A 23,159-nucleotide genomic window follows, 5' to 3' on the forward strand; every position below is an offset into this window, starting at 1 on the left:
GCGATGACGGTTTCTTATCGTCTGCTCATACGCCTCAGTCTGCCACTGATTTTTATTTATCTGTGGCTACGCGGCCGCAAAGCTCCGGCTTATCGTCAACGCTGGAGCGAGCGCCTGGCTTTACAGTCTATTCCCGCGAATGCGCGGCAGGGAATTCTGATCCACTGCGTATCTGTAGGGGAAACGGTGGCAGCTCGCCAGCTGATCGAACAAGTTCTGCATAGCTACCCCCACCTTCCGGTAACTTTATCGTCGATGACGCCAACCGCCGCCGCGCTGGCGCAGTCTGCCTTTGGTGACCGTGTTCACCACCTTTATCTTCCGATCGATACCCCCGGTGCGATGCGCCGCCTGTTTACCAAGTTGGTACCAAGAGCTGTGTTGCTGCTGGAAACGGAAGTCTGGCCGTGCTTTTTACAACGCGCGAAGCAGCACAAGGTTCCGGTGGTTTTACTCAATGCCCGTATGTCGGCAAAATCGCAACGCTCCTACCATAAATACAGTTGGCTGATTGGTCCTGTCTGGCAGCAGTTAAGCTGGATTGCGGCGCAGAACCAAAGTAGCGCGGAGCGCTTCGTAAATCTTGGGGTGGCAGCGGATCGCATTGCGGTGCGCGGAAACCTGAAGTTTGATAGCCAGGTATCGGCTAATTTGTTGGCAGAGGCTACTTTATTAAAGCAACAGCTTGAGCGGCCTGTGTTATTGGCAGCCAGCACGCACAATGGTGAAGACGAGCTGGTGTTGCAGGCATTTAAAAAAGTTTTAGCGAAAATCCCTGCAGCCTTGCTAATTTTGGTCCCGCGCCACCCTGAGCGTTTTGACGCAGTCGCGGAACAGATTGCAGCGGCTGAATTGTCGCTGGTTCGGCGCAGTGCTGGTGACCAACCAGACTCAGCGACACAGGTCTGGCTGGGGGATAGTATGGGTGAGTTGATGCTATGGTACGCAACCGCCGATGTTGCATTTGTCGGAGGAAGTTTGATCACTCGTGGCGGACACAATCCTCTGGAGCCGATTGCCACCCATACGCCCATTGTTTCCGGGCCTCATGTATTTAATTTCCAGGATATATTCGATCGCCTGAACGCGGCTGAAGGCGTGTGCTGGGCCGCCGATGATCTGCAGCTGGCGCGGCAATGGCTGAACTTACTCAATGATGCGAACTTACGCTTTACCATGCAACGAGCTGCTGCTCGGGAGTTTGCTCAGGATCAGGGCGCTACAGCAGCCATGCTCAATGATATTCACGCTATCTTTAAACATCAGTCACCACCTATCAAGCGGCCTTCAGAAACTGATGCTATGGAGTTCACCAGTATGAAAACTATCACTACCTTAAAACCCTCCGACAAGTTGGAGATCTGGTTTGATAACTCTGTTTTTAAAACCTTCTCAGATGAGTTTTTCAGTGCGGAATACTGGCAACAGCAGCATAAGATAAAAGGCGCTGCGACGGGCCGAAGTACAGCCTGGTTTATTGAGTTTGGCGAACCAGGCATGTTACTTCGTCATTATTACCGCGGCGGCTTAGTGGGCAAAGTGAACAAAGACCGTTTTGCTCGCGAGCCCATTGCTAAAAGCCGCGCGATGGCTGAATTTGAACTATTGCAACGCCTGCGGGAAGCTGGTCTGCCGGTGCCAAAACCGCTGGCGGCGCGCTATGAAAGGGCGCCATTGTGGGGATATCGGGCAGACATTTTAGTCGAGATTATTCCCCAGGCACAGGACGTCTTTAAAGTGCTTGGCGAGCGTCCGCTAAACCATGATGAATGGCACAGCATAGGTGCTGTTATTCGCCGCTTTCATGAGGCTGGTGTTTACCACTCTGATCTGAACTGTCACAACATCATGCTCGATGCTGACGACAAAGTATGGCTGGTTGATTTTGATAAGTGTGGTTTTCGTGAGGCAGGGGAATGGCAACAAGCCAATCTGGCGCGATTACTACGCAGTCTGCTGAAAGAGGCAGGTAAAGCAAAAGAGGCCAATCGCGACTTCCATTGGCAGGAAGAACGCGACTGGCCCCTTCTCATTACGGGTTATGAGGCTAAACCCGATACATAAGGTCGCTTTTAGTCACGAATTTGACCGGTACCTGTCACCACAAACTTTTCTGTCGTAAGCGCTTGCAGTCCCATAGGACCGTATGCGTGAAGCTTACTGGTGGAAATACCAATCTCAGCGCCTAAGCCTAACTGACCACCGTCACTGAATCGTGATGACGCATTCCACATGGTTACCGCAGAGTCGACTTCACGAATGAAACGTTGCGCAGTAACTTCGTTTTCGGTCGCGATGACTTCTGTGTGGCCGCTGCCAAAATTCTGAATATGCTCGATGGCGCCATCATAATCGGCGACCGTACGCACTGCGATTTCTAACGCCAGGTACTCTTCACCAAAAGCATCATCAGCGATGACGTCGGCATCAGCAAAGTACTCAGCAGAGGCTTTGTCACTATGGATCTTCACGCCTTTATCTTGCAGCGCCTGCGCTACTTTTGGCAGGAATTCAGCAGCGATGTCGTTATGGACTAACAGACCTTCAAGCGCATTACAGACGCCAGTTCGTTGAGTTTTACCGTTCAATAACAGCGCTAAAGCTTTGTCCAGATCCGCGTCTTTATCGACGTAGAGATGGCAAACACCCTTGTAGTGCTGGATGACCGGAATTTTGCTGTTATCGCTGACAAAGTGAATCAAGCCTTCGCCGCCGCGTGGAATGACGAGATCAATGTAGTCGTCTTGCTGCAACAGCTGCAGCATCAGGTCGCGGTCAGGCGTCGGTACCACAGTGATCACATCTTCTGGCAGGCCATTCGCACGCAGCGCTTCATGCAAGGCGTCAGCAATGGCTTTACTGCTTTCGATTGCTTCGCGTCCACAACGCAGAATGACGGCGTTACCTGACTTGAAGCAAAGAGCTCCAGCGTCAGCGGTAACGTTTGGCCGAGCTTCGTAAATCATACAAATCACGCCAAGCGGGATGCGCATTTTTTCAACAACAATACCATTAGGGCGGGTATTGAACGGCTTGCGTTCGCCTACCGGGTCCTGCAACTGAATAATCTCTTCGATTGCCGTTGCCATCCCCTCGATACGCTCTGGGTTCAATTGCAACCGGTCCAGCATTGAATCAGAAAGCTGCTTGTCGCGGCCGGCCTGCATGTCTTTCTCGTTGACGGCAAGGATCTTGTCCTGATGCTGGCGAATGCTATCAGCCATGCTCTGCAGAACCTTGTTCTTTTCTGCTTCACTTAGCGTTGCGACTGCGCGCGCTGCGACGGCAGCGCGTTTAGAAATATCTCGTGCTACGGAGTTACTCATTCATCCTCCAGAATCATTAAGTCGTTACTTTGGATAACTTCGGTGATGGGGCTGTACCCGTATTGTTTTGCGATGTCGCTGACTTCCTGGCCTTTGATATGGATCAGTTCGTGCGAGCTGTACTGACAAATACCTTTGGCAACAGCTTCGGCATTATCACCGCTACGGATGACTACCGCATCGCCACGGTTGAAATCGCCCTGAATATCAACAATTCCCATGGTGGTAAGGGACTGACCTTCAACCACGCTTTTCGCTGTTTCAGCATCGACCACAATCTCTCCCTGAGAAACCAGGGTGTGACGCAACCAGTGTTTCTTGTTGGTCATTGGATCCTGTTGCCGGCTAAACAAGGTACCTGGATTTTCGCCCTGCAACAGGCGTTCAAAGGTATCCCCTTTGCGGCCGTTGACAATATAGGTATCGATGCCGTGCGAGGTCGCTTTTTCAGCAGCCTCAATCTTAGTGCGCATACCGCCGGTGGCAATCTTATTTGTGGTTCCACCTGCCAGCGCAAAAATTTCTTCGGTGATCGTATCGACCACTGGAATTTTTTTCGCATCAGGCTTAACCCGCGGATCAGCATCGAATAAGCCGTCGATGTCAGAGCAAATAAATAACGCATCCGCATCCACCAATGTTGCCACCATTGCGGCGAGATTGTCGTTGTCACCGACTTTCATTTCATCGGTCGCCAAGGCATCGTTTTCGTTCACAATCGGCAATACATCGTGTTCTAACAATGTGTGCAAGGTGTTGCGGATGCTCACGTAACGCGCTCGATCGCGCAGGTCACCATGGGTCATCAACACCTGAGCACAGGGGAAGTCAAAAAAGCGTGACCAGTTTGCCATCATGTCGGTTTGACCGACGGCTGCCATTGCTTTTTTAACTGTGACGGGAATCGTCTCGCCGTCAAAGGTAATGTGCTTACGTCCAGCAGCAGCACTGCCGGATGATACCAAGACAACTTCTTGCCCGCGTTCATGACATTCAATAATAAAACGGGCAATGGCTAATAAATATTTACTGCTCGTTCCTGTATCGTCTGGCGCAATCAAAGCACTGCCTACTTTCACAACAGCACGCTGCCAGGAAGGCATTTTCATAGTGGCTCCCTCTTGAAAAATTCGTTCGTAGTCTAACAGAATCGTTAGGGTTTCTCTAGCTTCGTACTATAACTGCTGCCTATGTTGATCATAGTTTAGTAAAATTTGAGAAATAGCGCTCAAAAAACGCTCAGAAAGGTGGAGGGCGGGTAAAAAAAAGCCCCAAAAGTATGGGGCTAGCAAGGAATTTATTGGCCGGGCGGGGTATAACCTTCAATTTCGATGTCTTGCCCCTCAAAAAGAAAGGCTTTCATCTGTTCCTCAAGAAAGTTACGTGAGTCCGGATCCATCAGATTCAGGCGTTTCTCATTAATCAGCATAGTTTGCTTTTTCTGCCACTCAGCCCAAGCTTCTTTGGAGATGTTTTCGAAAATTTTCTGCCCCAATTCACCGGGGTACATTTGAAAATCCAAGCCTTCCGCTTCTTTTTTCAAATATTGGCAATATACAGTACGACTCATGATTACCTCGCTCGATTTCAGATAGTACTAATAGTACGCACTATTCTAATTTCTGACAAACTTCTCTGCGATCCAGTTTCTGCAAATAGTTGCGGATGGGGGCGGGTAATCCGAGTTGGTCGATCGCGTCAAGAGCAACTCTTTGTTGGCGCAATTGGTCAGGGGCAGGCTGCCACCAGATGGAGGCCTCAAGCTTGTAATGGCTAAACGTATGTTTAAAGTGCCCAAAGGCGTCGCCGCTTGGCATTGCGGCCAGTTCCGGGAGACACCAGAGATTAGGCCAGACACTGCTGTCGTCACGTTTCTGCAGCAGCACGCCGGCTTCTGTTACATCCAGTACAAAATGTCCGGCGCGTGTCGGGGTGGCTTTCTTTGTTTCGCGCTTAGGGTAATCATCGACCAGGTCTAGGGCCAGACTATGACAGACGGATTGCAGCGGACAGGCGGCACAGAGCGGCTGTTTCGGCTTACAGATGGTGGCTCCGAGGTCGAGCAGCCCCTGCGCGAAGCGCCGGTTCTCCTGCGTTGGCGTATACTCTTCAGCGAGCGCCCAGAAGTAACGGTCGTGGCTGCTCTTGTTCACCAGAAACGGCAGGGCAAACAGTCTGGCGAACAGACGTTTCACGTTGCCATCGACAATTGCTGCAGGGGCATCGTAAGCGAAAGCACGAATCGCGCCAACCGTGTAGGGCCCAATGCCCGGGATCTCACGCAGCTCTGTTGCCGTTGTCGGGATCTCACCGTTGTGATTGTTGACGACGGTCCGGGCTGCAGCCTGCAGGTTTCGCGCGCGCCGGTAATAACCAAGTCCCTGCCACAGTTGCATAACGTCGTCCTCAGATGCTGCAGCAAGGGTTTCAACATCCGGGAAGCGAGCCAGCCACCTGGAAAAGTAGGGAATGACCGTCTTGACCTGAGTCTGCTGTAACATCAGCTCACTGACCAGCACATGGTAGGGGTTGGCTTCACGCTGCCAGGGCAAATCATTGCGGCCATGTGTTTGTTGCCAGTCGATAACCGTCCGGGAAAAGTTAGCCGGCGCAATCGTCTGCTTCGCTGTACGTACATAATAATCAATAGATTGCATGAATCCTCAACGATTTGTTTGACGACAAATCAACACTTAGTAAAGGTTTTGTAAAGCCCAAAGAATTTGCTGAAAAGTGAGCAAAATTTGCTTATTTCGTATATAGTAAAGGGAAATTAAAATCCATTCATTGAGAAATTTAAAGGAGCATCTCGTGAATCGTATCGCCGCAGTTTCATTTGCTGTAATAGCAGGCTTATCAGTGACGGGTACAGCGTTCGCGCAAACCAGTTCTGAAGAAGGCCAATGGTATATCGGTCCGCGTCTTGGACCACTAGGTACTGACTCTGATCGTGTCGCAATTGACAACAATCAGTTACGTACTTTCAAGGGCGGATTCGACAGTGCATTCTACGGCCTGGAGGCCGGTTTCCAATTTACTCCAGAGTGGGGTTATCGGGTGTATTATGACTATCTGCGTGGCGATCTGCATAATGCAGACTCTGCAGATGGTTCTATTTATGGTGTTGACCTGATGTATAACTTCACCGACAGCGTCTACGGTAGCATCGGTATTAACAATACAGACCTGGGTGACGTATCCAATCGTTTCCTGCGTGTTGGTGCCGGTTACCGCGAGCAGCTTAACAATAACTGGCAGCTTTTCGTTGAAGGTGGCGTACAGCAGAGCGACGGCGACTTAACAGAGTTCCTGTTAATGACGGGTCTGCGTTACTACTTCGGTGAGTCGGCAAGCCCTGCACCTGCACCGGCTCCAGCGCCACAGCAAGCCGCACCAGTTGATTCAGATGGTGATGGTGTGATGGACGCCAACGATCGTTGCCCGAACACTCAGCCAACTTACAAAGTGGATCAGTATGGTTGTGTGATGTATAGCAACGAAACAATCACGCATGAGTTAATGATCAACTTTGCCTTTGATTCTGCAGTCATTCCTGCAGGTGAAAAAGTTGAAATCAAGGAAACTGCAGACTTCCTGAAAGAGTTCCCGCAGCTTGATATCCGCATTGAAGGTCATACTGATAGCATTGGTACCGTTGAATACAACCAAGGCTTATCAGAGCGCCGTGCGAAGTCAGTAGGTCAAAGCTTAATTTCTGACTTTGGTATCGAGCAGGAGCGCGTTAGCACTGTAGGTTTCAGTGAGAACCGCCCGTTAGTGCCGAACACTTCGCCTGAGAACCGTGCGAAGAACCGCCGGATCGAAGCGAAAATGTCGATCACTAAAGAAGTGCCGGTAAAAGAAGACAACTAAGTTTTAGTTGCTCTTTAAAAGAGGCGCACCGAGCCCAGCTTGGTTGCGCCTTTTTTGTCTTAAATTGAGATAGTTAACACTACTATGAACGATAAAGAATCCACTCAAAAGAATCTCAGTGAAGCGCAGGAACAAGGGCGTTATATTCGCCGGATCCGCAGTTTTGTAAAGCGTGAAGGTCGTCTGACCAAAGGCCAGGCATCAGCTTTAGAGCGCAGCTGGCCGACGATGGGGCTGAAACATGAAGATGGCCTGCTTGATTTAGGAAAAGTATTTGGCCGTGAAGCAGACACCATAGTTGAAATCGGATTTGGTATGGGCCATTCGTTAGTCGAGATGGCTGCCGCTGCTCCGGAAAAGAATTTCATTGGTATTGAAGTACATCGGCCGGGTGTCGGCGCCTGTCTTATGGAAGCTGAAGAACAGGGCGTGACCAATTTACGCGTTTTTGAGCACGATGCAGTAGAAGTATTGCAGGATTGTATCGCCGATGAAGCTTTGGCCGGGGTGCAAGTCTTTTTCCCTGACCCATGGCATAAAAAGCGCCACCATAAGCGCCGTTTGATCCAGCCTGAGTTTGTCGAACAACTGCGGCGCAAATTACGTATAGGTGGTGTTTTACACCTGGCTACGGACTGGGAAAACTATGCAGAACACATGCTTGAAGTGATGCAGAATGCGTCCAAGTGGCAAAATCTGTCCGCTACCAATGATTATATCCCACGCCCGGAGGAGCGCCCGCTGACGAAATTTGAAAAGCGCGGTGCACGACTTGGTCACGGGGTGTGGGATTTGAAATTTAGCCGTGTGGAATAATTCTCTAGACCATTTCGTCGAGGATTGAATTAAGAAAACGGCGTCCCAGTGACGTCGTTTCCCATTGTTCGTCACTGCCAGTTAGCAGTCCTTGCGCTATGGCTGGGGCAAGCGCCTGTTCGGCAATAGCCACAGATAACCCCGTGCGCGCGCTGAACAACGATTTTGGCATAGGTTCATTGAGTCGCAATAGGTTCATAAAGAACTCAAAAGGTAATTCTTCCTCGCTCACCTGCCATAACTTGTACCGAAGTGGACGAGTAAGATCTAAATAGCCCTGTGGATGTTTTATTTTCTCGCAGCGTAAAATCTTACCCTCTGCAGGTAACGTGATTTTGCTGTGCGCTCCGCAGCCAATCCCCAGGTAATCACCAAATTGCCAGTAATTGCGATTGTGCTGGCTCTGATGCCCAGGCTTGGCATATGCACTGACCTCATAATGCTGATACCCCGCAGCGGCCAGTTTTTCATGCCCACGTTGATAGATCTCCCATAGAACCTCATCATCCGGCAACTTGGGTGGTCGGCTGGCGAAGGATGTATTAGGTTCGATGGTGAGCTGATACCAGGAAATATGGGGTGGATTAAGGGCAATAATTCCGTCAAGGTCCGCCATCGCCTGTGCCAGGCTTTGCTCCGGTAAACCATGCATCAGATCGAGATTGTAGCTGTTTAACTGGAGCTGGCTGGCATGCTCAGCGGCCGCACATGCCTGCTGTGGGTCATGGATCCGGCCAAGGCCTTTGAGCTGCTCGGCATCGAGGCTTTGCACGCCAATTGACAAGCGATTCACACCGGCTTCTACAAACCCCTGAAAACGTTCTTTTTCAAAGGTTCCCGGATTAGCTTCCAGGGTGACCTCGCAGTCTTCCGTCAATTCTACCAGGCTTGCAATGCCGGCGAGCAAGCGCTTTACTGCTGCCGCGGTCAACAAGCTTGGTGTGCCGCCACCAATGAAAATGCTGCTCAATTGACGTCCCTGAACCCATGCCAGATCGGCGCGCAAATCATCGAGTAAACGATTCACATAAGCATCTTCAGGGACGCCGCCTTTTAGTGCGTGGGAGTTAAAGTCGCAATAGGGGCACTTTTGTACACACCAGGGGATGTGCACATATAACGAAAGTGGAGGTAGCCTCATGAGGGTGTCTGCAACTGTTTAAGTAGCTGTTGCAACGCCTGACCTCTGTGGCTTAGTTGTTGTTTTTGACTCTTTTCGAGCTCTGCGGCAGTACAGCCTTCGTTGGCGACATAAAATACCGGGTCATAACCAAAACCTCCTGCACCGCTTGGTTGCAGAGCGATCTCGCCGTGCCAGACGCCGTGACAAACTATTGGAGTTGGGTCAGTGGCATGGCGCATGAAGGCAAGCACACAGTGAAAGCTTGCCTGACGTTGCCCGGCCGGTACATTGGCCAAGTCCGATAATAGCTTATCAACGTTTGCCTGATCCGAAGCCTGAGCGCCGGCATAGCGGGCAGAGTAAATGCCCGGTGCTCCGGCCAGCGCGTCGACGGCCAGACCAGAGTCATCGGCCAGCGCCGGCAGTCCGGTCTGCGCCGCAGCATGGCGGGCTTTTAAAAGCGCGTTTTCAATAAAGCTGAGGCCAGTTTCTTCTACTTCTTCAAACTGCCATTCTCCCTGTGCGCGCACCTGCCAGTCCAGCGCTTGCAGGAGCGCCTGCAGTTCGCGAATTTTTCCTTGGTTACCAGTAGCTAATACGAGTTGTTGCATGACAGATGATTTTGGTTTGGGCACAATAGGAGTAGTATAAAGCATAGGGTGTACTGACCAAAGGGGAAATCATTGGCAGATCTAAACGGTATTATGCTGCTTATGGGCTCGCTGCTATTAGTGAGCATTCTGGCAGCGGTCGTATCCTCCCGGCTGGGAGCGCCATTGCTACTGGTGTTTCTGGTTGTGGGCATGCTGGCAGGCGAAGAAGGCTTGCTGGGCATTGGCTTCGATCAGCCTGAAATTGCGTTCCTCATAGGCTCACTGGCGTTAGTCATCATCATCTTCGACGGCGGCATGCGCACCAAGCGTGAGCGCTTCCGTGTAGCGCTGTGGCCGGCAATAAGCCTGGCCACCCTTGGGGTTGCCTTAACTTCAACATTAACCGCCCTGGGCATCGTTTGGCTGTTTGATTTGTCCTGGCCGATAGCTTTACTGATTGGCGCCATTCTCAGCTCAACGGATGCCGCTGCGGTGTTTGGCATTTTTCAGTCGCAGAACCTAAAGATTAAGCAACGCGTCGCCTCAACGTTGGAAATTGAGTCGGGAACCAACGACCCTATGGCGGTCATTCTCACCATGACCATGACCACGTTAATAGCTTCAGGAGAAGCCTTCTCGTTTACGGTGGTCGGGCTGGAGGTTGCACAGCAGCTGACTATTGGCTTTATTGCTGGCTGGTTCGGCGGCCGGCTGTTTGTCCTGATGGCGGAAAAAATTACTGCACAGTTCGCATTTTTCCCACTATTAGCAGCAGCCAGTGCTGTCGTGGTGTTTGCCTTGACCTCAAGTATTGGCGGTAGTGGCTTCCTCGCGGTTTACCTGATGGGCTACAAGATTGGCAATGCCAGATTACCGCAGCTGATGCATATCTTACAGGTTCAGGATGGGCTGGCCTGGCTAAGCCAAATCATGATGTTTTTGATTTTGGGCTTGTTGGTCACTCCTTCGCACTTGATTGAGAACCTGGGACTGTCTCTTAGTATTGCAGGATTGATGATTTTTATCGTGCGGCCTTTGGCTGTCGTAGTGAGTCTGGCGCCTTTCTCGTTTCCCATACGCGAGCAGTTTTTCATAAGCTGGGTCGGATTAAGAGGCGCGGTACCTATTATTCTTGCTCTGTACCCCTGGCTAAGCGGCTTGCCGGGGCAAGAACTGTTTTTTGATGTCGCCTTTGTCGTGGTCCTGGTTTCGCTGATTTTACAAGGCTGGACTCTTGCACCGCTGGCACGCTGGCTGAAGTTAGAAGTTCCGCTTGAGGCTGAGCCGGATCGGCGCATGGCGCTGGATCAAGTGGGTAGTAATGATCCGTTAGAATTATGGTCTTACGAGATTAGTGAACGCTCACCAGCCTGCGACCATTATTGGTATGAGCTGCGTTGGTCCGTACCCTTAGAGTTTGTCGGCCTGATTCGGGATGGTGAGTGGTTACAACCTTCAGAGCGACCTAAATTACTTGAAGATGATCATGTGCTGGTGGTGGCAAAAGTTCAGCATATTGATGAAATCAGCCGTGTCTTAGCAGCCGGTGGCAAAGCCCGCTCTCTGAACAGCAGCGACTTCTTCGGCGACTTCACCTTGAACGGCGAGTTATCGCTTGCTGATGTCGCCAGCTTTTACCCCCTCGGTCATCTCAATCCGCAAGAGCTGACAATGAGCCTACATGCCTTTTTCTCGCAGAAGTTCCATCGTCGCATGGTGGTGGGGGATCAACTGACGTTGGGTAATGTTCAGCTCACTATTCGTGAGCTGAACGAAGAAAATCGTATTACCAAAGTCGGGGTGAAGCTGCTGGACGGCAGCGATTCGAAGTCGGGTTAATTGCGCCAGAACTCTTCAGAGAATCGTAACTCCTGAACTTCGTCGCCCTTTTGAATAGTGATAAAAAAGCGTAGTCTTTCCAGGTTCGTAAATGAGGTCTGTGCCAGATAGTAAACTGCATCGCCTTCTACTACTTCGCGAAAGTCCAGCGGTTGTTGCATGCTGAGTGCATTCATCGCATAGCCTTCGACCGTCACTTGTTGTGCTGGTTTACCAGGCTTTTCAGCGGCCAGTACCGCGATGTTTAAGGTGGCCAGAGTACTGGAGCGTTCCAGCTGATACTGGCGCGCCATCTCCGGTCGGAGCAAGGTCGAATTGAAAGCGTTGTAGTGGACCTCCCAGGGGCCTAGTCGTTTACTTTGTTCAGCTGCCGCAGGCGCTGTAAATACAGCACCTGCAAGCAAAGCGAGCCCGAACCACCAGTAGCTAAACTTGTGCATGAGGTTAAACTCCAATCAGTATGCGTAGTGCCTGAATACCAATCACTAACACCAGGACGGACAAATCTAACCCACCGATAGGGGGGATAATGCGTCGAATAGGTGCCAGGAAAGGTTCAGTCAGTTGCACCAGTATGGCTTGCATAGGGTTGTAACCTTGGGCAAACCAGCTCAATAGAGCGCGGATGATCACAATCCAAAACAATAACTGCAGGAATTGACTGATCGCGCTAAGCACACCCACCAGCAGAATGTCGGCCCAGATCATCGGATAGCCAAGCACTGCGTAAAGAGCAATAAACTTACCGATACTGACCAGCAAGGCGAGAACTATAGTGGCTAGATCCCAAACACCCACCATGGGGATGACTTTACGTAGTGGTAACACCAAAGGGTTGGTCGCTTTTACCACAAACTGGCTGACCGGGTTATAAAAGTCAGCACGGGCGGCTTGTAACCAAACCCGCAAAATGACCACCATCAAAAACAGCTCGAACAGGATGGTGATGAGAAATTGCATAAGTTCCATAATTGGTCGCCTTTAAAAAAGTTTAGCCATTTCCTGGTTGCGCTTGACCGCAGCTTTGACCGCAGCATCAGAGATTTTATCAATATCGTGCGCTTGATACTGTTCAATTCCCTTCGCTGTAGAGCCACCTTTACTGGTGACTTGCTTGCGTAACTCTTCCAGCTCAAGCTCGCTGGCAATCGCCATTTCAGCTGCGCCCAGCGCGGTTTGCTGAACCATTTTACGGGCTTTATCCCGGTCAAAACCAAGTTCTACTGCAGCTTTTTGTAAACTTGCCATAAACTCGAAAAAGTATGCAGGACCACTGCCTGCGACTGCGCCCAAAATATCGAGCTCATCTTCGTTTGCCACCCATAGCGTTGCACCTACGCCATCGAAAGCTTCGGTAATGTAGTTTTTATCATCGTCACTGACACGATCATCAGCAACCAGCCCGGACATGCCCTTACCGACAAGGGACGGCGTATTGGGCATGACGCGAATCATGCGAATACTCTCTCCCAGGTATTGACGATACTTTTCAATCCGAATGCCAGCAGCGATGGTGACAATAAGTTTATCACTTAAATTACTGACCTGCTTGGTCAGGGCGGCGCAGACATCGGCCATAAGTTGAGGTTTAACCGCAAGAACGATGACATCGGCAGCGTTGGCGACTTCTGCATTATCCTGACTGGTGTGGACATGCAACGAGTTGGCCATTTTTTCAAGTTTGCCGACGCTTGGATTACTGACGTAAATTTTATCGTTGGGGTAGCCACTTGAAACCATACCGCCGACGATACTTTGGGTCATATTTCCAGCGCCGATAAAGGCAATTTTGCGCACTTGCGTTGTCATTCTTTACTCCTTGTTTGTGTCGCGGGCGCCGAATAATGCGGTGCCAATGCGGACCATAGTTGAGCCTGCTGCAATAGCGGTCTCAAGGTCATTACTCATACCCATAGAAAGTGTATCCACAGTTGGATATTGGGACTTTAACTCAGAAAACAACCGCTGCATGGCCGTCAGACTCTGTCGTTGCTGCTCAGCAGTTGGGTTTGCCGCTGGCAAAGTCATTAAGCCACGCAACTTCAGCTGCGGGAACTGTTGCAGTTCAGCGGCAAACTCCGCCAATTGGTCAGGGGCAATGCCAGCTTTACTCTGTTCGTCGTCGATATTGACCTGAATCAGAATATTGAGAGGCGGCATGTGTTGTTCCCGTTGCTCGTTGAGGCGGCGTGCGATTTTCAACCGATCGATACTTTGCACCCAGGTAAAATGAGTTGCAATGTCACGCGTCTTATTGGATTGAATCGGACCTATAAAATGCCAGACAATGTCGCTCAGGTCGGTAAGCTGCAACTGTTTTTGCAGTGCCTCCTGCAGGTAATTTTCTCCAAAGTGACGTTGCCCGGCTTGGTACAGTTGGCGTATCTTATCGGCTGGCTTGGTTTTGCTTACTGCTAACAATTGCACCGATTCTGGACTACGATTGCTCTGTAGACATGCGGATTCAATGCTGCTGCGGACTTCTTTTAAGCGGTCAATTATGCTATTCATCATGTAACGGCTCACCGATAACAATAAGAGAACTGGTATGGACATAACAGAGTTACTAGGCTTCGCCGTCAAACATAACTCTTCAGATTTGCATCTTTCGGCAGATTCGCCCCCTATGATACGGGTTGATGGTGATATTCGTAAAATTAATATACCTGCGCTGACGCACAAGCAAGTGCAGGAATTGGTTTACGACATCATGAATGACCGCCAACGTAAAGAGTACGAGCAAAACCTGGAATGCGACTTCTCTTTCGAAGTTCCTGATCTGGCGCGCTTTCGTGTCAACGTATTTATGCAAAACCGTGGCTGCGGTGCTGTTCTGCGGACCATCCCCAGCGAAGTCCTGACGCTTGAACAATTGGGCTGCCCAGACATTTTTAAAACCATCGCTGATCAACCCAGAGGACTGGTGTTAGTCACCGGCCCGACCGGTTCGGGTAAATCCACCACCCTGGCGGCGATGGTGGATTTCATCAACGAAAGTAAACACCACCATATTCTGACCATCGAAGATCCAATTGAGTTTGTGCACAAAAACAAGCTAAGCCTGGTCAACCAGCGTGAAGTGCATCGTGACACTCATAACTTTAGTGCCGCATTGCGCTCAGCGTTGCGCGAAGATCCCGACGTTATTCTGGTCGGTGAGATGCGCGATCTGGAAACTATTCGGCTGGCGATGACTGCGGCTGAAACCGGTCACCTGGTGTTTGGCACCTTGCATACCACATCAGCTCCGAAGACCATTGACCGGATCATTGATGTGTTCCCTGGGGATGAAAAACCTATGGTGCGCTCGATGCTATCCGAGTCACTGCGTGCGGTTATCTCCCAGACATTGTTGAAGCGGGTGGGCGGTGGCCGTATTGCAGCCCATGAAATTATGATCGCCACATCGGCAATTAAGAACCTGATTCGTGAAGACAAAGTTGCCCAGATGTACTCGTCAATCCAGACGGGAGCATCCCATGGTATGCAGACACTGGACCAAGGCCTGCTTAACCTGCTGAATCAAGGTTTGGTTGCCCGTGTCGAGGCAAGAGCCAAGGCCGCTAATAAAGAGGCGTTTAAATAAGCCATGGCGAGTGAGCAGAAGCGAGGAAGCACTATGTTGCTAGATAAATTACTCAAAGTCATGATCGAAAAAGAGGCTTCGGACCTTTTTATTTCCGCAAACTTGCCGCCGAGTGCGAAGATAAATGGCGAGTTGCGCCATTTAAGTGAGCAAAAGCTTTCCAATGAAGGTGCGCTGGATTTGGTTAAAGAGGCTCTTGGTGAAAAGCATCAGGACGAATTTTTTAAAGAGTTCGAAGCTAACTTTGCTATTTTCCGCGAAGGCATTGGGCGTTTTCGGGTCAGTGCATTCTGGCAACGGCAGCGCGCAGGCATGGTTATTCGCCGCATTGTTACCGAGATCCCAACGGTTGATGAGCTGAAGCTACCTGAAACGCTAACTAAATTGATTATGGCGAAGCGTGGCCTGATGCTGGTAGTCGGTGGAACAGGTACGGGTAAGTCCACCAGCCTGGCGGCCTTAATTGGCTATCGGAATCAACACTCGCGTGGTCATATCCTTACTATTGAAGACCCGGTGGAATTCGTGCATGAACACGGTAAGTCAATGGTTACCCAGCGCGAAGTAGGCACCGATACAGAGAGCTTCGAGTCAGCGCTGAAAAGCTCGCTGCGACAGGCTCCTGATGTCATTCTGGTCGGTGAAATCCGCTCCCAGGAAGTCATGGAGTACGCATTGACCTTTGCTGAAACGGGTCACCTTTGCGTCGCCACCCTACACGCCAACAACGCCAACCAGGCGATTGAACGTATTATGCATATGGTGCCAAAGGAAAAGATTGGTAAACTTATGTTTGATTTGTCGCTCAACCTGCGCGGCATTGTCGCTCAGCAACTTGTGCCCACCAGTGATGGTGGCCGTGTGGCGGCGTTCGAAGTGCTCTTGAACAGTCCTATCGTGGCAGAAAAAATTGCCAAAAATGACATGGGCGAAGTCAAAGAAATCATGGGCAAGTCACGCGAGCTGGGCATGCAAACCTTCGATCAGGCGCTGTTTGATTTGTATAAAGCACGGAAAATATCTTTCGAGGAAGCACTGCGCCATGCTGATGCGCCAAACGATTTGCGCTTACGCATTAAACTAAGTGGTGAGTCTGGTGCTGGCGACGAGGGCGCAATGAAAGGTGTGACTGTCGATCTTGAGTAACTTCGAGTAAACTACCGCTCTCAAGTTGTTAGCGGTAGTAAACGAGGTTAAGCATGCGCGTTTTAGGTATCGAGACATCCTGTGATGAGACAGGAATAGCGATTTACGATACAGAGAAAGGTCTGTTAGCACATCAGCTCTATTCGCAGGTGAAACTTCATGCGGACTATGGCGGTGTGGTGCCGGAACTTGCCTCGCGTGATCATGTCCGTAAAACCCTGCCGTTAATTCAAGCTGCGCTTAAAGAAGCAAAGTTAAACTCCGCTGATATCGATGGCGTCGCCTATACGGCTGGTCCTGGCCTGGTCGGTGCATTATTGGTCGGTGCCTGTATCGGCCGCAGTTTAGCCCTAGGCTGGCAGGTCCCCGCAATAGCAGTGCACCACATGGAAGGCCATCTGCTGGCGCCGATGCTGGAAGATGTGTCGCCGGAATTTCCTTTTATCGCCTTACTGGTCTCCGGTGGACACACTCAGCTCGTCCGCGTTGATGGTATTGGTCGCTATCAGCTACTTGGCGAATCCGTTGACGACGCCGCTGGAGAAGCCTTCGACAAAACGGCTAAACTCATGGGCCTGGACTATCCTGGCGGGCCGCGCTTGGCGGCTTTGGCAGAGCAAGGTGAGACGGGGCACTATCAGTTCCCGCGGCCGATGACGGATCGCCCTGGGCTTGATTTCAGTTTTAGCGGTTTGAAAACCTTTGCTGCGAACACCATCGCCGCAGCTGCCGATGATCAGCAAACCCGGGCAAACATTGCCCGCGCTTTTCAAGAGGCTGTGGTCGACACTCTGGTCATCAAATGTCGTCGTGCTTTAAAGGCAACAGGGCTGAAACGTCTGGTCGTGGCCGGAGGGGTCAGTGCGAACAAAGAGTTGCGACGCCAACTACACGAATTTGCAGAAAAAATTGGCGGTGAGGTGTTCTTTCCCGGGCCGCAGTTCTGTACTGATAACGGAGCCATGATCGCTTACGCTGGGGCGCAACGTCTGGCCGCAGGTGAGTCAGTGGATAATGTCGTAAAAACTTTCCCGCGCTGGCCGCTGGAGCAGCTCGACGCACCCATGGTAAAAGCTTAAGAGCGTCTTCGGGTGCGCTCTTCGTTACCGTGGCGAAGCCGTGAGATGTTGGCTTGATGGCGCCAGATGATCAGAATTGAGATCATGATGGTCGGCACCGTGTACTGGGGCTTGATCCAATAGGCGTAGAAAGGGGCCAGGGTTACCGTAATCAGTGCGGCTATGGAAGAAACCTTGCTGACCCGGAACACCAGCAGCCAGGTGGCAATCAATAGTAGCGCCATTTCCCAGGCGACCGGAAACATCGTACCTAAAGCCGTTGCTACCGCCTTGCCACCGCGAAACTGGAAGTACAGAGGGAAAATGTGGCCCAGGCATGCGGCAACGGCAACGACCCCAAGAAATAGTGGCGGAATACCGAGAAAATATGACCCCCACACAGGTAACATACCTTTAAGAACATCAAAGGTTAAGGTTAGCAATGCTGGGATTTTGCCGCCGATTCGGTAAACATTCGTGGCGCCCGGGTTGTTGGAGCCGTTAAAGCGAGGATCAGGTAAGCGGAACAGCTTGCAGATGATGACTGCACTGCTAAGTGATCCGAATAAGTAGGCCACGATAATGGCCAGTACAATTATTGCACCCATATGGTTTATTTTCCGGCGCGCTTTCCGTTACTATGCGAAGCCTTAAGCATAAGCGCTTCTGGAAAAAAATTCTATGCTGATAATGAGAGTAGTATTCGATGGATAAAGTGTTTGTTAAAGGTCTGCGCACTGATGCCTACATTGGCGTGTACGAATGGGAGCATGAACAGCCACAACCCTTGCTCTTCGATTTGACTATGGCCTGGGATCAGACTGCCGCGGCTGCAAGCGATGATCTGCAGCATGCACTTGATTATGATGCCTTGAGTAAGGCCGTGATTAAGCTGGTTGAAGCGCGCCCCAGACAGCTGATCGAAACCGTTGCTGAAGAAGTGGCAGAACTGATCCTGACAGACTTTAAGGTGTCCAGGGTCACGGTCTGCGTGAGCAAGCCTAACGCGGTGCCTGCCGCCGATACTGTCGGTGTAGAAATTACCCGAGGCAAGAACTGATATGGCGTTGGCGCAGGTGTTTTTAGGGCTTGGCAGTAATCGCCGCCGCTATCATCACATTGCTGCGGGGTTGCGCGCTCTACATCAGGAGTTCGCTAGTGCAGGAAAGCCGCTAAGGGTTGCGCGGGTTTACGAAAGTGAGGCAATAGGATTCGCTGGTAATGACTTTTTAAATACCGTCGTGCAGCTGCAGACGGAGCTTTCTATTGGTGATCTCAGTAAAGCCTGCAAAGCTATCGAACGTGCTCATGGCCATCCCTCAAGTGCAGCCAAGTATAGCCCGCGAACGCTGGATATTGATGTGCTGTTGTACAACCAGGAAGTCTGCGAAACTCCGGTGCAGCTGCCACGCGCTGAAATATTGCATAATGCTTTTGTGCTGCGCCCATTAGCGGAGCTTGCGGCTGAGCTCGAGCACCCTGTAGCAGGGAAATCTTTTGCGCAACTTTGGCAAAATTATCGTAGTGAGCAGCGTCTGCACGCGGTAGACTTTAAATTTGAAGATTTACCTTACTTCATCACCCCCACCGATAACAAGGACAGCTAGTTTGAGCACGTTTGAAGCCATAATCCTGGCGCTTATTCAAGGTCTTACAGAGTTTTTACCCATCTCAAGTTCGGCTCATTTAATTTTACCCTCACAGGTACTCGGCTGGCAGGATCAAGGACTGGCATTCGATGTTGCGGTGCACGTGGGAACCCTCGCTGCGGTGGTATTTTATTATCGTAAAGAAGTAGTTGAGTTGCTCACGGGGTGGTTCCAAAGCCTGCGGGGACACCACTCAAGTCATAGCCGCTTAGCCTGGTTTATTATCTGGGCCACTGTTCCTGCTGGAGTTGCCGGGTTGTTAGGCAACGATTTATTGGAAAACTATGGCCGCTCCGCGTTAGTCATTGCTACCACCACTATCGGCTTTGGTTTGTTGCTTTGGTACGCTGACGCCCGCGCCAGTGAACGTTCTTCGCTACAAGCGCTTACTCTGCGACAAGCTTTGCTGATCGGTGTGGCGCAGGCTGTAGCATTGATCCCGGGGACCTCGCGTTCAGGTATCACGATTACGGCCGGGCTGCTGTTAGGGCTGACACGCACTGATGCCGCCCGTTTCTCATTTTTGCTCTCAATTCCGGTCATTTTGCTGGCTGGAAGCTACAAAGGTCTGCAACTGGCACAACAAACTGAACCGGTGTCCTGGGCCGTAGTTCTGCTTGGTATGAGCGTTGCTTTTGTTGCTGCTTATGTCTGTATCACGCTGTTTTTGAAAGCCATCGAGCGAATCGGTATGCTGCCATTCGTCATCTATCGCCTGGCTCTGGGTGCGCTGCTGCTCGTTTTATTTATTTAACACCGAGCGCAGCTGAGCATTGCGGGCTTGCTGCAATGCTTTGCCTATCTGTGGACCTGCCAGGGTCTCGCCCCGAGCTTCTGCTTGCTGTATTAATGCAGCCGCGGACAGCTTACGGGCGCTATCAAACGCATGCTGCAGCAGGGTCTGATGGTCGGCACTCAGACCTTGTCTGCTCCAAATAGCAAGTAACTTCTCAAATCGTTCCTGACGGCGCCAGACGTCACTCTGCTGCAGACAATCAATAACATTGTCTGCGCTGGTTAGATCGTATCGCTGGGCATGCCATTGGCTGGCAAGTTTACCCAGTTGATGCCATTCGGTCGGCACGCGCAGACGCCTTGCCAGAGCATCTACTTCGCTAACTGGATGTTCCCCCATCCACAGGGCGAAGGTCAGCTCTGCGCTGGCGGAGTTGACCTGTGCCAAACGTTGAACTACATCTGCAAATCTACCGCGCTGCGCAAGCTCGGGGAACCAGGGCAGTAAGGCTTCTACCTGCTCAAGTACCTGAAAATAAACTTCCGGACGGGGCGTGGTAAGCGCTTTAATGGTTTCGTGCCAGACACGCTCATTAGCGAGCGTCGCCAATTCGTCAGCAGCGCTAATTTCACGCATTAGTTGCAAGGTGTCCGGCGCAACAGTAAAACCATCATCGGCAAAGCGGGCAGCAAAGCGGGCGGCTCGCAGAACTCGGAGAGGGTCTTCCACAAAGGCAGGAGAAACATGGCGGATGCGCCGGGCTTCGAGGTCCGGCACGCCACCATAAGGGTCAATCAAGCTGCCGTCAGCGTCCTCAGCGATGGCGTTGATGGTCAAATCACGGCGTTGCAGGTCCTGTTCCAGGGTGACTTCCGGGTCAGCAGCTATAGTAAAGCCGGTATAACCTGGCCCCGATTTTCGCTCAGTGCGCGCCAGCGCGTACTCCTCTCCGGTCGCCGGGTGCAGGAATACCGGAAAGTCTTTGCCGACCTGACGAAAGCCCTGCGCCAGCATCTCTGCCGGGGTCGAACCGACGACGACATAGTCACGTTCATGCACGGGTTTACCCAGTAACTTATCGCGGACAGCGCCACCAACGAGATAGACTTTCACATTGCACTCCTATTTATTTTTTCTGATGATGGCGAATGACTAGCTCTGATGCAAGTCAGTCGTTACACTGAAGATTGTTTAACGTTGGCAAATGAACCCAAACTATGTATCTGAATTACTTTGGCTTACAAGCAGAACCCTTCTCAATTGCGCCGGATCCAAACTTCCTTTACCTGAGTGAACGGCATCAGGAAGCACTCGCGCATCTGAGCTACGGCCTGCAGGGCAGTGGTGGTTTTATACTCCTCACCGGCGAAGTCGGCACGGGTAAAACCACAGTGTCCAGAGCATTACTCGAGCAACTGCCCGAGCAGACCCGTACGGCGTTTATTCTTAATCCTATGCTCAACGAAACAGAATTGCTTGCGACCTTATGCGATGAGTTCGGGATCCGTTACGCCAAGCGTAACATCACCAACAAGCGACTGACCGATAAACTCTCCGAGTTTCTGCTGCAAGCGCACGCCGAAGGCGAGCAATGTGTGGTACTGATTGATGAAGCGCAGCATCTGCGACCCCAAGTGCTGGAACAGTTGCGCTTACTGACCAATCTGGAGACCAACCAAAGTAAGCTGTTGCGGGTGATTTTGATTGGTCAGCCGGAATTACAGGATTTATTGCGCCGCCGCGAGCTGCGCCAGCTCGCGCAGCGGATCACCGCTCGTTACCACTTGTTACCGCTGCAGGAAAGCGACACCGAACGTTACATCAATTACCGTCTGCAAGTTGCTGGCGCCCAACGCGCGCTGTTTGATAAATCCGCTTTGCGGCTTGTTCATCACTACAGTGGAGGTATTCCGCGGCGCTTAAACTTGCTCTGTGACCGAGCGCTGTTAGCTGCCTACAACGATCAGGTACAGGTGGTGGGAAGGGCGCAAATCCGGCATGCGGCAAAGGAACTCGACGCTGATGCAGGCAACCGGCACCCCCGCTTTCATCCATTAGGTGCGGCCGCAGTGGCGTTATTGGTCCTGGTTTTGAGCGCGGCGGCAAGTTTCTGGTATCAACACAGCTCACCTGCGCAGGAAGCCGCCGCAGTGCCGGCGGAAACAAGCAAACAAGCAGGTGTGCGCCAGTTGCTGCGCGCCTGGCAACTGCCGCAGCCGGCGGCCGATCGCGCACTTTGTGATTGGGTTACGGACTATCAGCTCGGTTGCATTAAAGGGCGTTTGCGCTTTGATCGTATTGTGGCGCTGAATTTACCTGTAGTGCTAGAACTGCAAGGGGATGAGTGGCAGTGGGTCGAGGATCCTCAGACTCTCCCGGATGAGCGCTGGACAGGTGAATTCCTGGCTTTCTATCCACATCCGCCCGGTTACACGCTTGCTGATGCAACCACCTATCAGAACTGGCTACAACGCCAGCTTCAGAGTTATGCCGCTGCGCCTGGACAAGAGCTCAGCAGTCTGACGCAGGCGCTACAGCAACAGCATGGTCTGCCAGTGACCGCGGAACTTGACGCCCTGACCTTGGCCTGGCTGGCCAGCCACCACACCGGTATGGGCCCGCGTATGCAGCGTCCCGCCAACGGGGAGGCGAACTAATGTCATCAGTTTTAAAAGCCTTACGCCAGCAACAATCCAAACTAGTGCCGGCGCAACCGGCAATTTATCTTGAGCCAGCGCACAAGCAACAACGCTCATTTATGGGCCTGATCTGGTTGCTAATACCGATAGCGGCGTTAGTCGGGTGGTGGCTGGTGCACTGGTGGACGACCGCACCGGCTGAGCAGCCTGCGGCGCCTGTCGCATCGTCGCCACAGTGGGAGATCGGCGCGCCACAACCGGTGCGGGTGGTTGAGCTCCCCGAAGAAAATGCGGTGGTGACAACGCCCCCTGAGCCAGCTGTTGAAGCCACGCAACCGACCCGTTCCAGCTTTGCTCAACCGGAAGCTCTCGCACAAAACCAGACCGTGGATTTAAATGAGGTTCCAGCTGATCTACTCTCTGCATTTGAGGAAGCGCTGACTGCGACAGGAGGCAGCAGCGGTCAGCAAAACTCGGTGTTGCCCCGTATCAGCGAATTAAATTCTTCGTTACAAGGACGCATTCCTGACTTCAGTTACGATGCCCACCAGTACTCTTCGCGGGTGAGTGATCGGTTTATTGAACTGGCCGGTCAACGCCTCCGGCAGGGTGATAATTGGCAGGGTATTCAGGTCCTTAGTATCGCCCCGAATCATGTCGTGCTGGCCCTGGGGAATGATGCTTTTCAGCAACCCGCCTTAGAAGACTGGACAAGCGCGCGCTAAGTTGATATTAAAACACCTGTTTAAATTCATTGTTTGATTTTATTGAGGTG

The 23,159-nt window shown here is 51.5% G+C and carries 24 protein-coding genes; 12 read left to right on the forward strand and 12 right to left on the reverse strand.

Going from position 1 to position 23,159, the window contains the following annotated elements; translation table 11 throughout:
• Positions 1 to 3: 3 nt before the first annotated feature.
• The gene (gene waaA / locus J6J28_RS10710; RefSeq protein WP_301721660.1) at positions 4 to 2,064 is read left to right on the forward strand and encodes a lipid IV(A) 3-deoxy-D-manno-octulosonic acid transferase; all 2,061 of its coding nucleotides are present in this window, start codon (positions 4 to 6) and stop codon (positions 2,062 to 2,064) included.
• Positions 2,065 to 2,072: 8 nt separating this feature from the next.
• Here waaA and J6J28_RS10715 read toward each other — a convergent pair whose 3' ends face one another.
• The 4 genes from J6J28_RS10715 to mutY all read right to left on the reverse strand — a co-directional run bounded on the left by J6J28_RS10715 (position 2,073) and on the right by mutY (position 5,983).
• On the reverse strand, positions 2,073 to 3,326 hold the full coding sequence (locus J6J28_RS10715) for a glutamate-5-semialdehyde dehydrogenase (RefSeq protein ID WP_301721661.1): 1,254 nt from the start codon (positions 3,324 to 3,326) through the stop codon (positions 2,073 to 2,075).
• Entirely contained in the window at positions 3,323 to 4,435 is a 1,113-nt protein-coding gene (gene proB / locus J6J28_RS10720; RefSeq protein WP_301721665.1) for a glutamate 5-kinase, read from the reverse strand. The genes J6J28_RS10715 and proB overlap by 4 nt, the downstream gene beginning before the upstream one ends.
• A 188-nt stretch (positions 4,436 to 4,623) precedes the next feature.
• A complete protein-coding gene (locus tag J6J28_RS10725; RefSeq protein ID WP_301721666.1) occupies positions 4,624 to 4,896 on the reverse strand; it encodes an oxidative damage protection protein in 273 nt (90 codons plus the stop codon).
• 40 nt (positions 4,897 to 4,936) lie between these two features.
• Positions 4,937 to 5,983 carry an A/G-specific adenine glycosylase gene (mutY, locus tag J6J28_RS10730; RefSeq protein WP_301721667.1) on the reverse strand — a complete coding sequence of 349 codons (1,047 nt, stop codon included), beginning with the start codon at positions 5,981 to 5,983 and terminating at the stop codon, positions 4,937 to 4,939.
• Between the two features lie 154 nt (positions 5,984 to 6,137).
• Between mutY and J6J28_RS10735 the strand changes: the two genes are divergently transcribed.
• Complete coding sequence (locus J6J28_RS10735; RefSeq protein WP_301721668.1) at positions 6,138 to 7,199, forward strand: OmpA family protein; 1,062 nt, start codon at positions 6,138 to 6,140, stop codon at positions 7,197 to 7,199.
• 84 nt (positions 7,200 to 7,283) lie between these two features.
• Positions 7,284 to 8,015 carry a tRNA (guanosine(46)-N7)-methyltransferase TrmB gene (gene trmB / locus J6J28_RS10740; RefSeq protein ID WP_301721669.1) on the forward strand — a complete coding sequence of 244 codons (732 nt, stop codon included), beginning with the start codon at positions 7,284 to 7,286 and terminating at the stop codon, positions 8,013 to 8,015.
• Between the two features lie 4 nt (positions 8,016 to 8,019).
• Here the strand turns inward: trmB and hemW are convergent, their stop codons facing one another.
• Entirely contained in the window at positions 8,020 to 9,156 is a 1,137-nt protein-coding gene (gene hemW / locus J6J28_RS10745; RefSeq protein ID WP_301721670.1) for a radical SAM family heme chaperone HemW, read from the reverse strand.
• Positions 9,153 to 9,749 carry an XTP/dITP diphosphatase gene (locus tag J6J28_RS10750; RefSeq protein ID WP_301721671.1) on the reverse strand — a complete coding sequence of 199 codons (597 nt, stop codon included), beginning with the start codon at positions 9,747 to 9,749 and terminating at the stop codon, positions 9,153 to 9,155. Before J6J28_RS10750 ends, hemW begins: the two co-directional genes overlap by 4 nt.
• A 72-nt stretch (positions 9,750 to 9,821) precedes the next feature.
• Between J6J28_RS10750 and J6J28_RS10755 the strand changes: the two genes are divergently transcribed.
• Positions 9,822 to 11,570, forward strand: a complete 1,749-nt coding sequence (locus J6J28_RS10755; RefSeq protein ID WP_301721673.1) for a potassium/proton antiporter — start codon at positions 9,822 to 9,824, stop codon at positions 11,568 to 11,570.
• On the opposite strand, the gene J6J28_RS10760 is transcribed toward J6J28_RS10755, so the two are convergent.
• Genes J6J28_RS10760 through J6J28_RS10775 form a run of 4 tightly spaced genes read right to left on the reverse strand, consistent with a single transcriptional unit; the run spans position 11,567 to position 14,081 of the window.
• Positions 11,567 to 12,010 carry a DUF4426 domain-containing protein gene (locus J6J28_RS10760; protein ID WP_301721674.1) on the reverse strand — a complete coding sequence of 148 codons (444 nt, stop codon included), beginning with the start codon at positions 12,008 to 12,010 and terminating at the stop codon, positions 11,567 to 11,569. The genes J6J28_RS10755 and J6J28_RS10760 overlap by 4 nt on opposite strands.
• Positions 12,011 to 12,014: 4 nt before the next feature.
• Positions 12,015 to 12,539 carry a YggT family protein gene (locus J6J28_RS10765; protein WP_301721676.1) on the reverse strand — a complete coding sequence of 175 codons (525 nt, stop codon included), beginning with the start codon at positions 12,537 to 12,539 and terminating at the stop codon, positions 12,015 to 12,017.
• A gap of 12 nt (positions 12,540 to 12,551) precedes the next feature.
• On the reverse strand, positions 12,552 to 13,379 hold the full coding sequence (gene proC, locus J6J28_RS10770; protein WP_301721677.1) for a pyrroline-5-carboxylate reductase: 828 nt from the start codon (positions 13,377 to 13,379) through the stop codon (positions 12,552 to 12,554).
• Between the two features lie 3 nt (positions 13,380 to 13,382).
• Positions 13,383 to 14,081 (reverse strand): YggS family pyridoxal phosphate-dependent enzyme, encoded by a 699-nt coding sequence (locus J6J28_RS10775; protein WP_301721953.1) that lies wholly within the window; start codon positions 14,079 to 14,081, stop codon positions 13,383 to 13,385.
• Between the two features lie 37 nt (positions 14,082 to 14,118).
• Here J6J28_RS10775 and J6J28_RS10780 point away from each other — a divergent pair, with 37 nt between their 5' ends.
• The 3 genes from J6J28_RS10780 to tsaD are packed head-to-tail and all read left to right on the forward strand — an operon-like array spanning position 14,119 to position 17,381.
• Positions 14,119 to 15,156: a type IV pilus twitching motility protein PilT gene (locus tag J6J28_RS10780; protein ID WP_301721678.1), complete on the forward strand. Its 1,038-nt coding sequence runs from the start codon at positions 14,119 to 14,121 to the stop codon at positions 15,154 to 15,156.
• 33 nt (positions 15,157 to 15,189) lie between these two features.
• On the forward strand, positions 15,190 to 16,302 hold the full coding sequence (locus tag J6J28_RS10785; RefSeq protein WP_301721679.1) for a PilT/PilU family type 4a pilus ATPase: 1,113 nt from the start codon (positions 15,190 to 15,192) through the stop codon (positions 16,300 to 16,302).
• A 53-nt stretch (positions 16,303 to 16,355) separates the two neighbouring features.
• Positions 16,356 to 17,381: a tRNA (adenosine(37)-N6)-threonylcarbamoyltransferase complex transferase subunit TsaD gene (gene tsaD / locus J6J28_RS10790; protein ID WP_301721681.1), complete on the forward strand. Its 1,026-nt coding sequence runs from the start codon at positions 16,356 to 16,358 to the stop codon at positions 17,379 to 17,381.
• On the opposite strand, the gene plsY is transcribed toward tsaD, so the two are convergent.
• Positions 17,378 to 17,968, reverse strand: coding sequence for a glycerol-3-phosphate 1-O-acyltransferase PlsY (gene plsY, locus J6J28_RS10795; RefSeq protein WP_301721682.1), 591 nt, complete (start codon positions 17,966 to 17,968; stop codon positions 17,378 to 17,380). The two genes, tsaD and plsY, sit on opposite strands and share 4 nt — an antisense overlap.
• Before the next feature lie 98 nt (positions 17,969 to 18,066).
• On the opposite strand from plsY, the gene folB reads away from it, so the two are divergent.
• From folB to J6J28_RS10810, 3 genes are read left to right on the forward strand one after another with little or no spacing between them, the layout of a single operon-like run.
• Positions 18,067 to 18,420, forward strand: a complete 354-nt coding sequence (gene folB / locus J6J28_RS10800; protein WP_301721683.1) for a dihydroneopterin aldolase — start codon at positions 18,067 to 18,069, stop codon at positions 18,418 to 18,420.
• 1 nt (position 18,421) lies between these two features.
• Positions 18,422 to 18,967 carry a 2-amino-4-hydroxy-6-hydroxymethyldihydropteridine diphosphokinase gene (folK, locus tag J6J28_RS10805; protein ID WP_301721684.1) on the forward strand — a complete coding sequence of 182 codons (546 nt, stop codon included), beginning with the start codon at positions 18,422 to 18,424 and terminating at the stop codon, positions 18,965 to 18,967.
• 1 nt (position 18,968) lies between these two features.
• The gene (locus J6J28_RS10810; protein WP_301721685.1) at positions 18,969 to 19,763 is read left to right on the forward strand and encodes an undecaprenyl-diphosphate phosphatase; all 795 of its coding nucleotides are present in this window, start codon (positions 18,969 to 18,971) and stop codon (positions 19,761 to 19,763) included.
• Here the strand turns inward: J6J28_RS10810 and J6J28_RS10815 are convergent.
• Positions 19,752 to 20,858 (reverse strand): tRNA nucleotidyltransferase/poly(A) polymerase-related protein, encoded by a 1,107-nt coding sequence (locus J6J28_RS10815; protein ID WP_301721686.1) that lies wholly within the window; start codon positions 20,856 to 20,858, stop codon positions 19,752 to 19,754. The two genes, J6J28_RS10810 and J6J28_RS10815, sit on opposite strands and share 12 nt — an antisense overlap.
• Before the next feature lie 104 nt (positions 20,859 to 20,962).
• On the opposite strand from J6J28_RS10815, the gene J6J28_RS10820 reads away from it, so the two are divergent.
• Entirely contained in the window at positions 20,963 to 22,402 is a 1,440-nt protein-coding gene (locus tag J6J28_RS10820; RefSeq protein ID WP_301721687.1) for an ExeA family protein, read from the forward strand.
• On the forward strand, positions 22,402 to 23,109 hold the full coding sequence (locus tag J6J28_RS10825; protein ID WP_301721688.1) for a general secretion pathway protein GspB: 708 nt from the start codon (positions 22,402 to 22,404) through the stop codon (positions 23,107 to 23,109). The genes J6J28_RS10820 and J6J28_RS10825 overlap by 1 nt, the downstream gene beginning before the upstream one ends.
• The last annotated feature ends 50 nt before the right edge of the window (positions 23,110 to 23,159 follow it).

Origin of the sequence: Pseudidiomarina terrestris (assembly GCF_030466375.1) — a bacterium.
GTDB classification, from domain to species: Bacteria; Pseudomonadota; Gammaproteobacteria; order Enterobacterales; family Alteromonadaceae; genus Pseudidiomarina; species Pseudidiomarina terrestris.

Excerpts from the sequence above, each read along its gene's own strand:
- J6J28_RS10750 (WP_301721671.1), bottom strand. The coding sequence starts at position 9,749 with ATGCAACAACTCGTATTAGCTACTGGTAACCAAGGAAAAATTCGCGAA.
- hemW (WP_301721670.1), bottom strand. The coding sequence starts at position 9,156 with ATGAGGCTACCTCCACTTTCGTTATATGTGCACATCCCCTGGTGTGTA.
- trmB (WP_301721669.1), top strand. The coding sequence starts at position 7,284 with ATGAACGATAAAGAATCCACTCAAAAGAATCTCAGTGAAGCGCAGGAA.
- proB (WP_301721665.1), bottom strand. The coding sequence starts at position 4,435 with ATGAAAATGCCTTCCTGGCAGCGTGCTGTTGTGAAAGTAGGCAGTGCT.
- J6J28_RS10725 (WP_301721666.1), bottom strand. The coding sequence starts at position 4,896 with ATGAGTCGTACTGTATATTGCCAATATTTGAAAAAAGAAGCGGAAGGC.
- mutY (WP_301721667.1), bottom strand. The coding sequence starts at position 5,983 with ATGCAATCTATTGATTATTATGTACGTACAGCGAAGCAGACGATTGCG.
- J6J28_RS10765 (WP_301721676.1), bottom strand. The coding sequence starts at position 12,539 with ATGGAACTTATGCAATTTCTCATCACCATCCTGTTCGAGCTGTTTTTG.
- folB (WP_301721683.1), top strand. The coding sequence starts at position 18,067 with ATGGATAAAGTGTTTGTTAAAGGTCTGCGCACTGATGCCTACATTGGC.
- J6J28_RS10780 (WP_301721678.1), top strand. The coding sequence starts at position 14,119 with ATGGACATAACAGAGTTACTAGGCTTCGCCGTCAAACATAACTCTTCA.
- J6J28_RS10775 (WP_301721953.1), bottom strand. The coding sequence starts at position 14,081 with ATGAATAGCATAATTGACCGCTTAAAAGAAGTCCGCAGCAGCATTGAA.
- tsaD (WP_301721681.1), top strand. The coding sequence starts at position 16,356 with ATGCGCGTTTTAGGTATCGAGACATCCTGTGATGAGACAGGAATAGCG.
- folK (WP_301721684.1), top strand. The coding sequence starts at position 18,422 with ATGGCGTTGGCGCAGGTGTTTTTAGGGCTTGGCAGTAATCGCCGCCGC.
- J6J28_RS10820 (WP_301721687.1), top strand. The coding sequence starts at position 20,963 with ATGTATCTGAATTACTTTGGCTTACAAGCAGAACCCTTCTCAATTGCG.
- waaA (WP_301721660.1), top strand. The coding sequence starts at position 4 with ATGACGGTTTCTTATCGTCTGCTCATACGCCTCAGTCTGCCACTGATT.
- J6J28_RS10760 (WP_301721674.1), bottom strand. The coding sequence starts at position 12,010 with ATGCACAAGTTTAGCTACTGGTGGTTCGGGCTCGCTTTGCTTGCAGGT.
- plsY (WP_301721682.1), bottom strand. The coding sequence starts at position 17,968 with ATGGGTGCAATAATTGTACTGGCCATTATCGTGGCCTACTTATTCGGA.
- proC (WP_301721677.1), bottom strand. The coding sequence starts at position 13,379 with ATGACAACGCAAGTGCGCAAAATTGCCTTTATCGGCGCTGGAAATATG.
- J6J28_RS10715 (WP_301721661.1), bottom strand. The coding sequence starts at position 3,326 with ATGAGTAACTCCGTAGCACGAGATATTTCTAAACGCGCTGCCGTCGCA.
- J6J28_RS10825 (WP_301721688.1), top strand. The coding sequence starts at position 22,402 with ATGTCATCAGTTTTAAAAGCCTTACGCCAGCAACAATCCAAACTAGTG.
- J6J28_RS10785 (WP_301721679.1), top strand. The coding sequence starts at position 15,190 with ATGTTGCTAGATAAATTACTCAAAGTCATGATCGAAAAAGAGGCTTCG.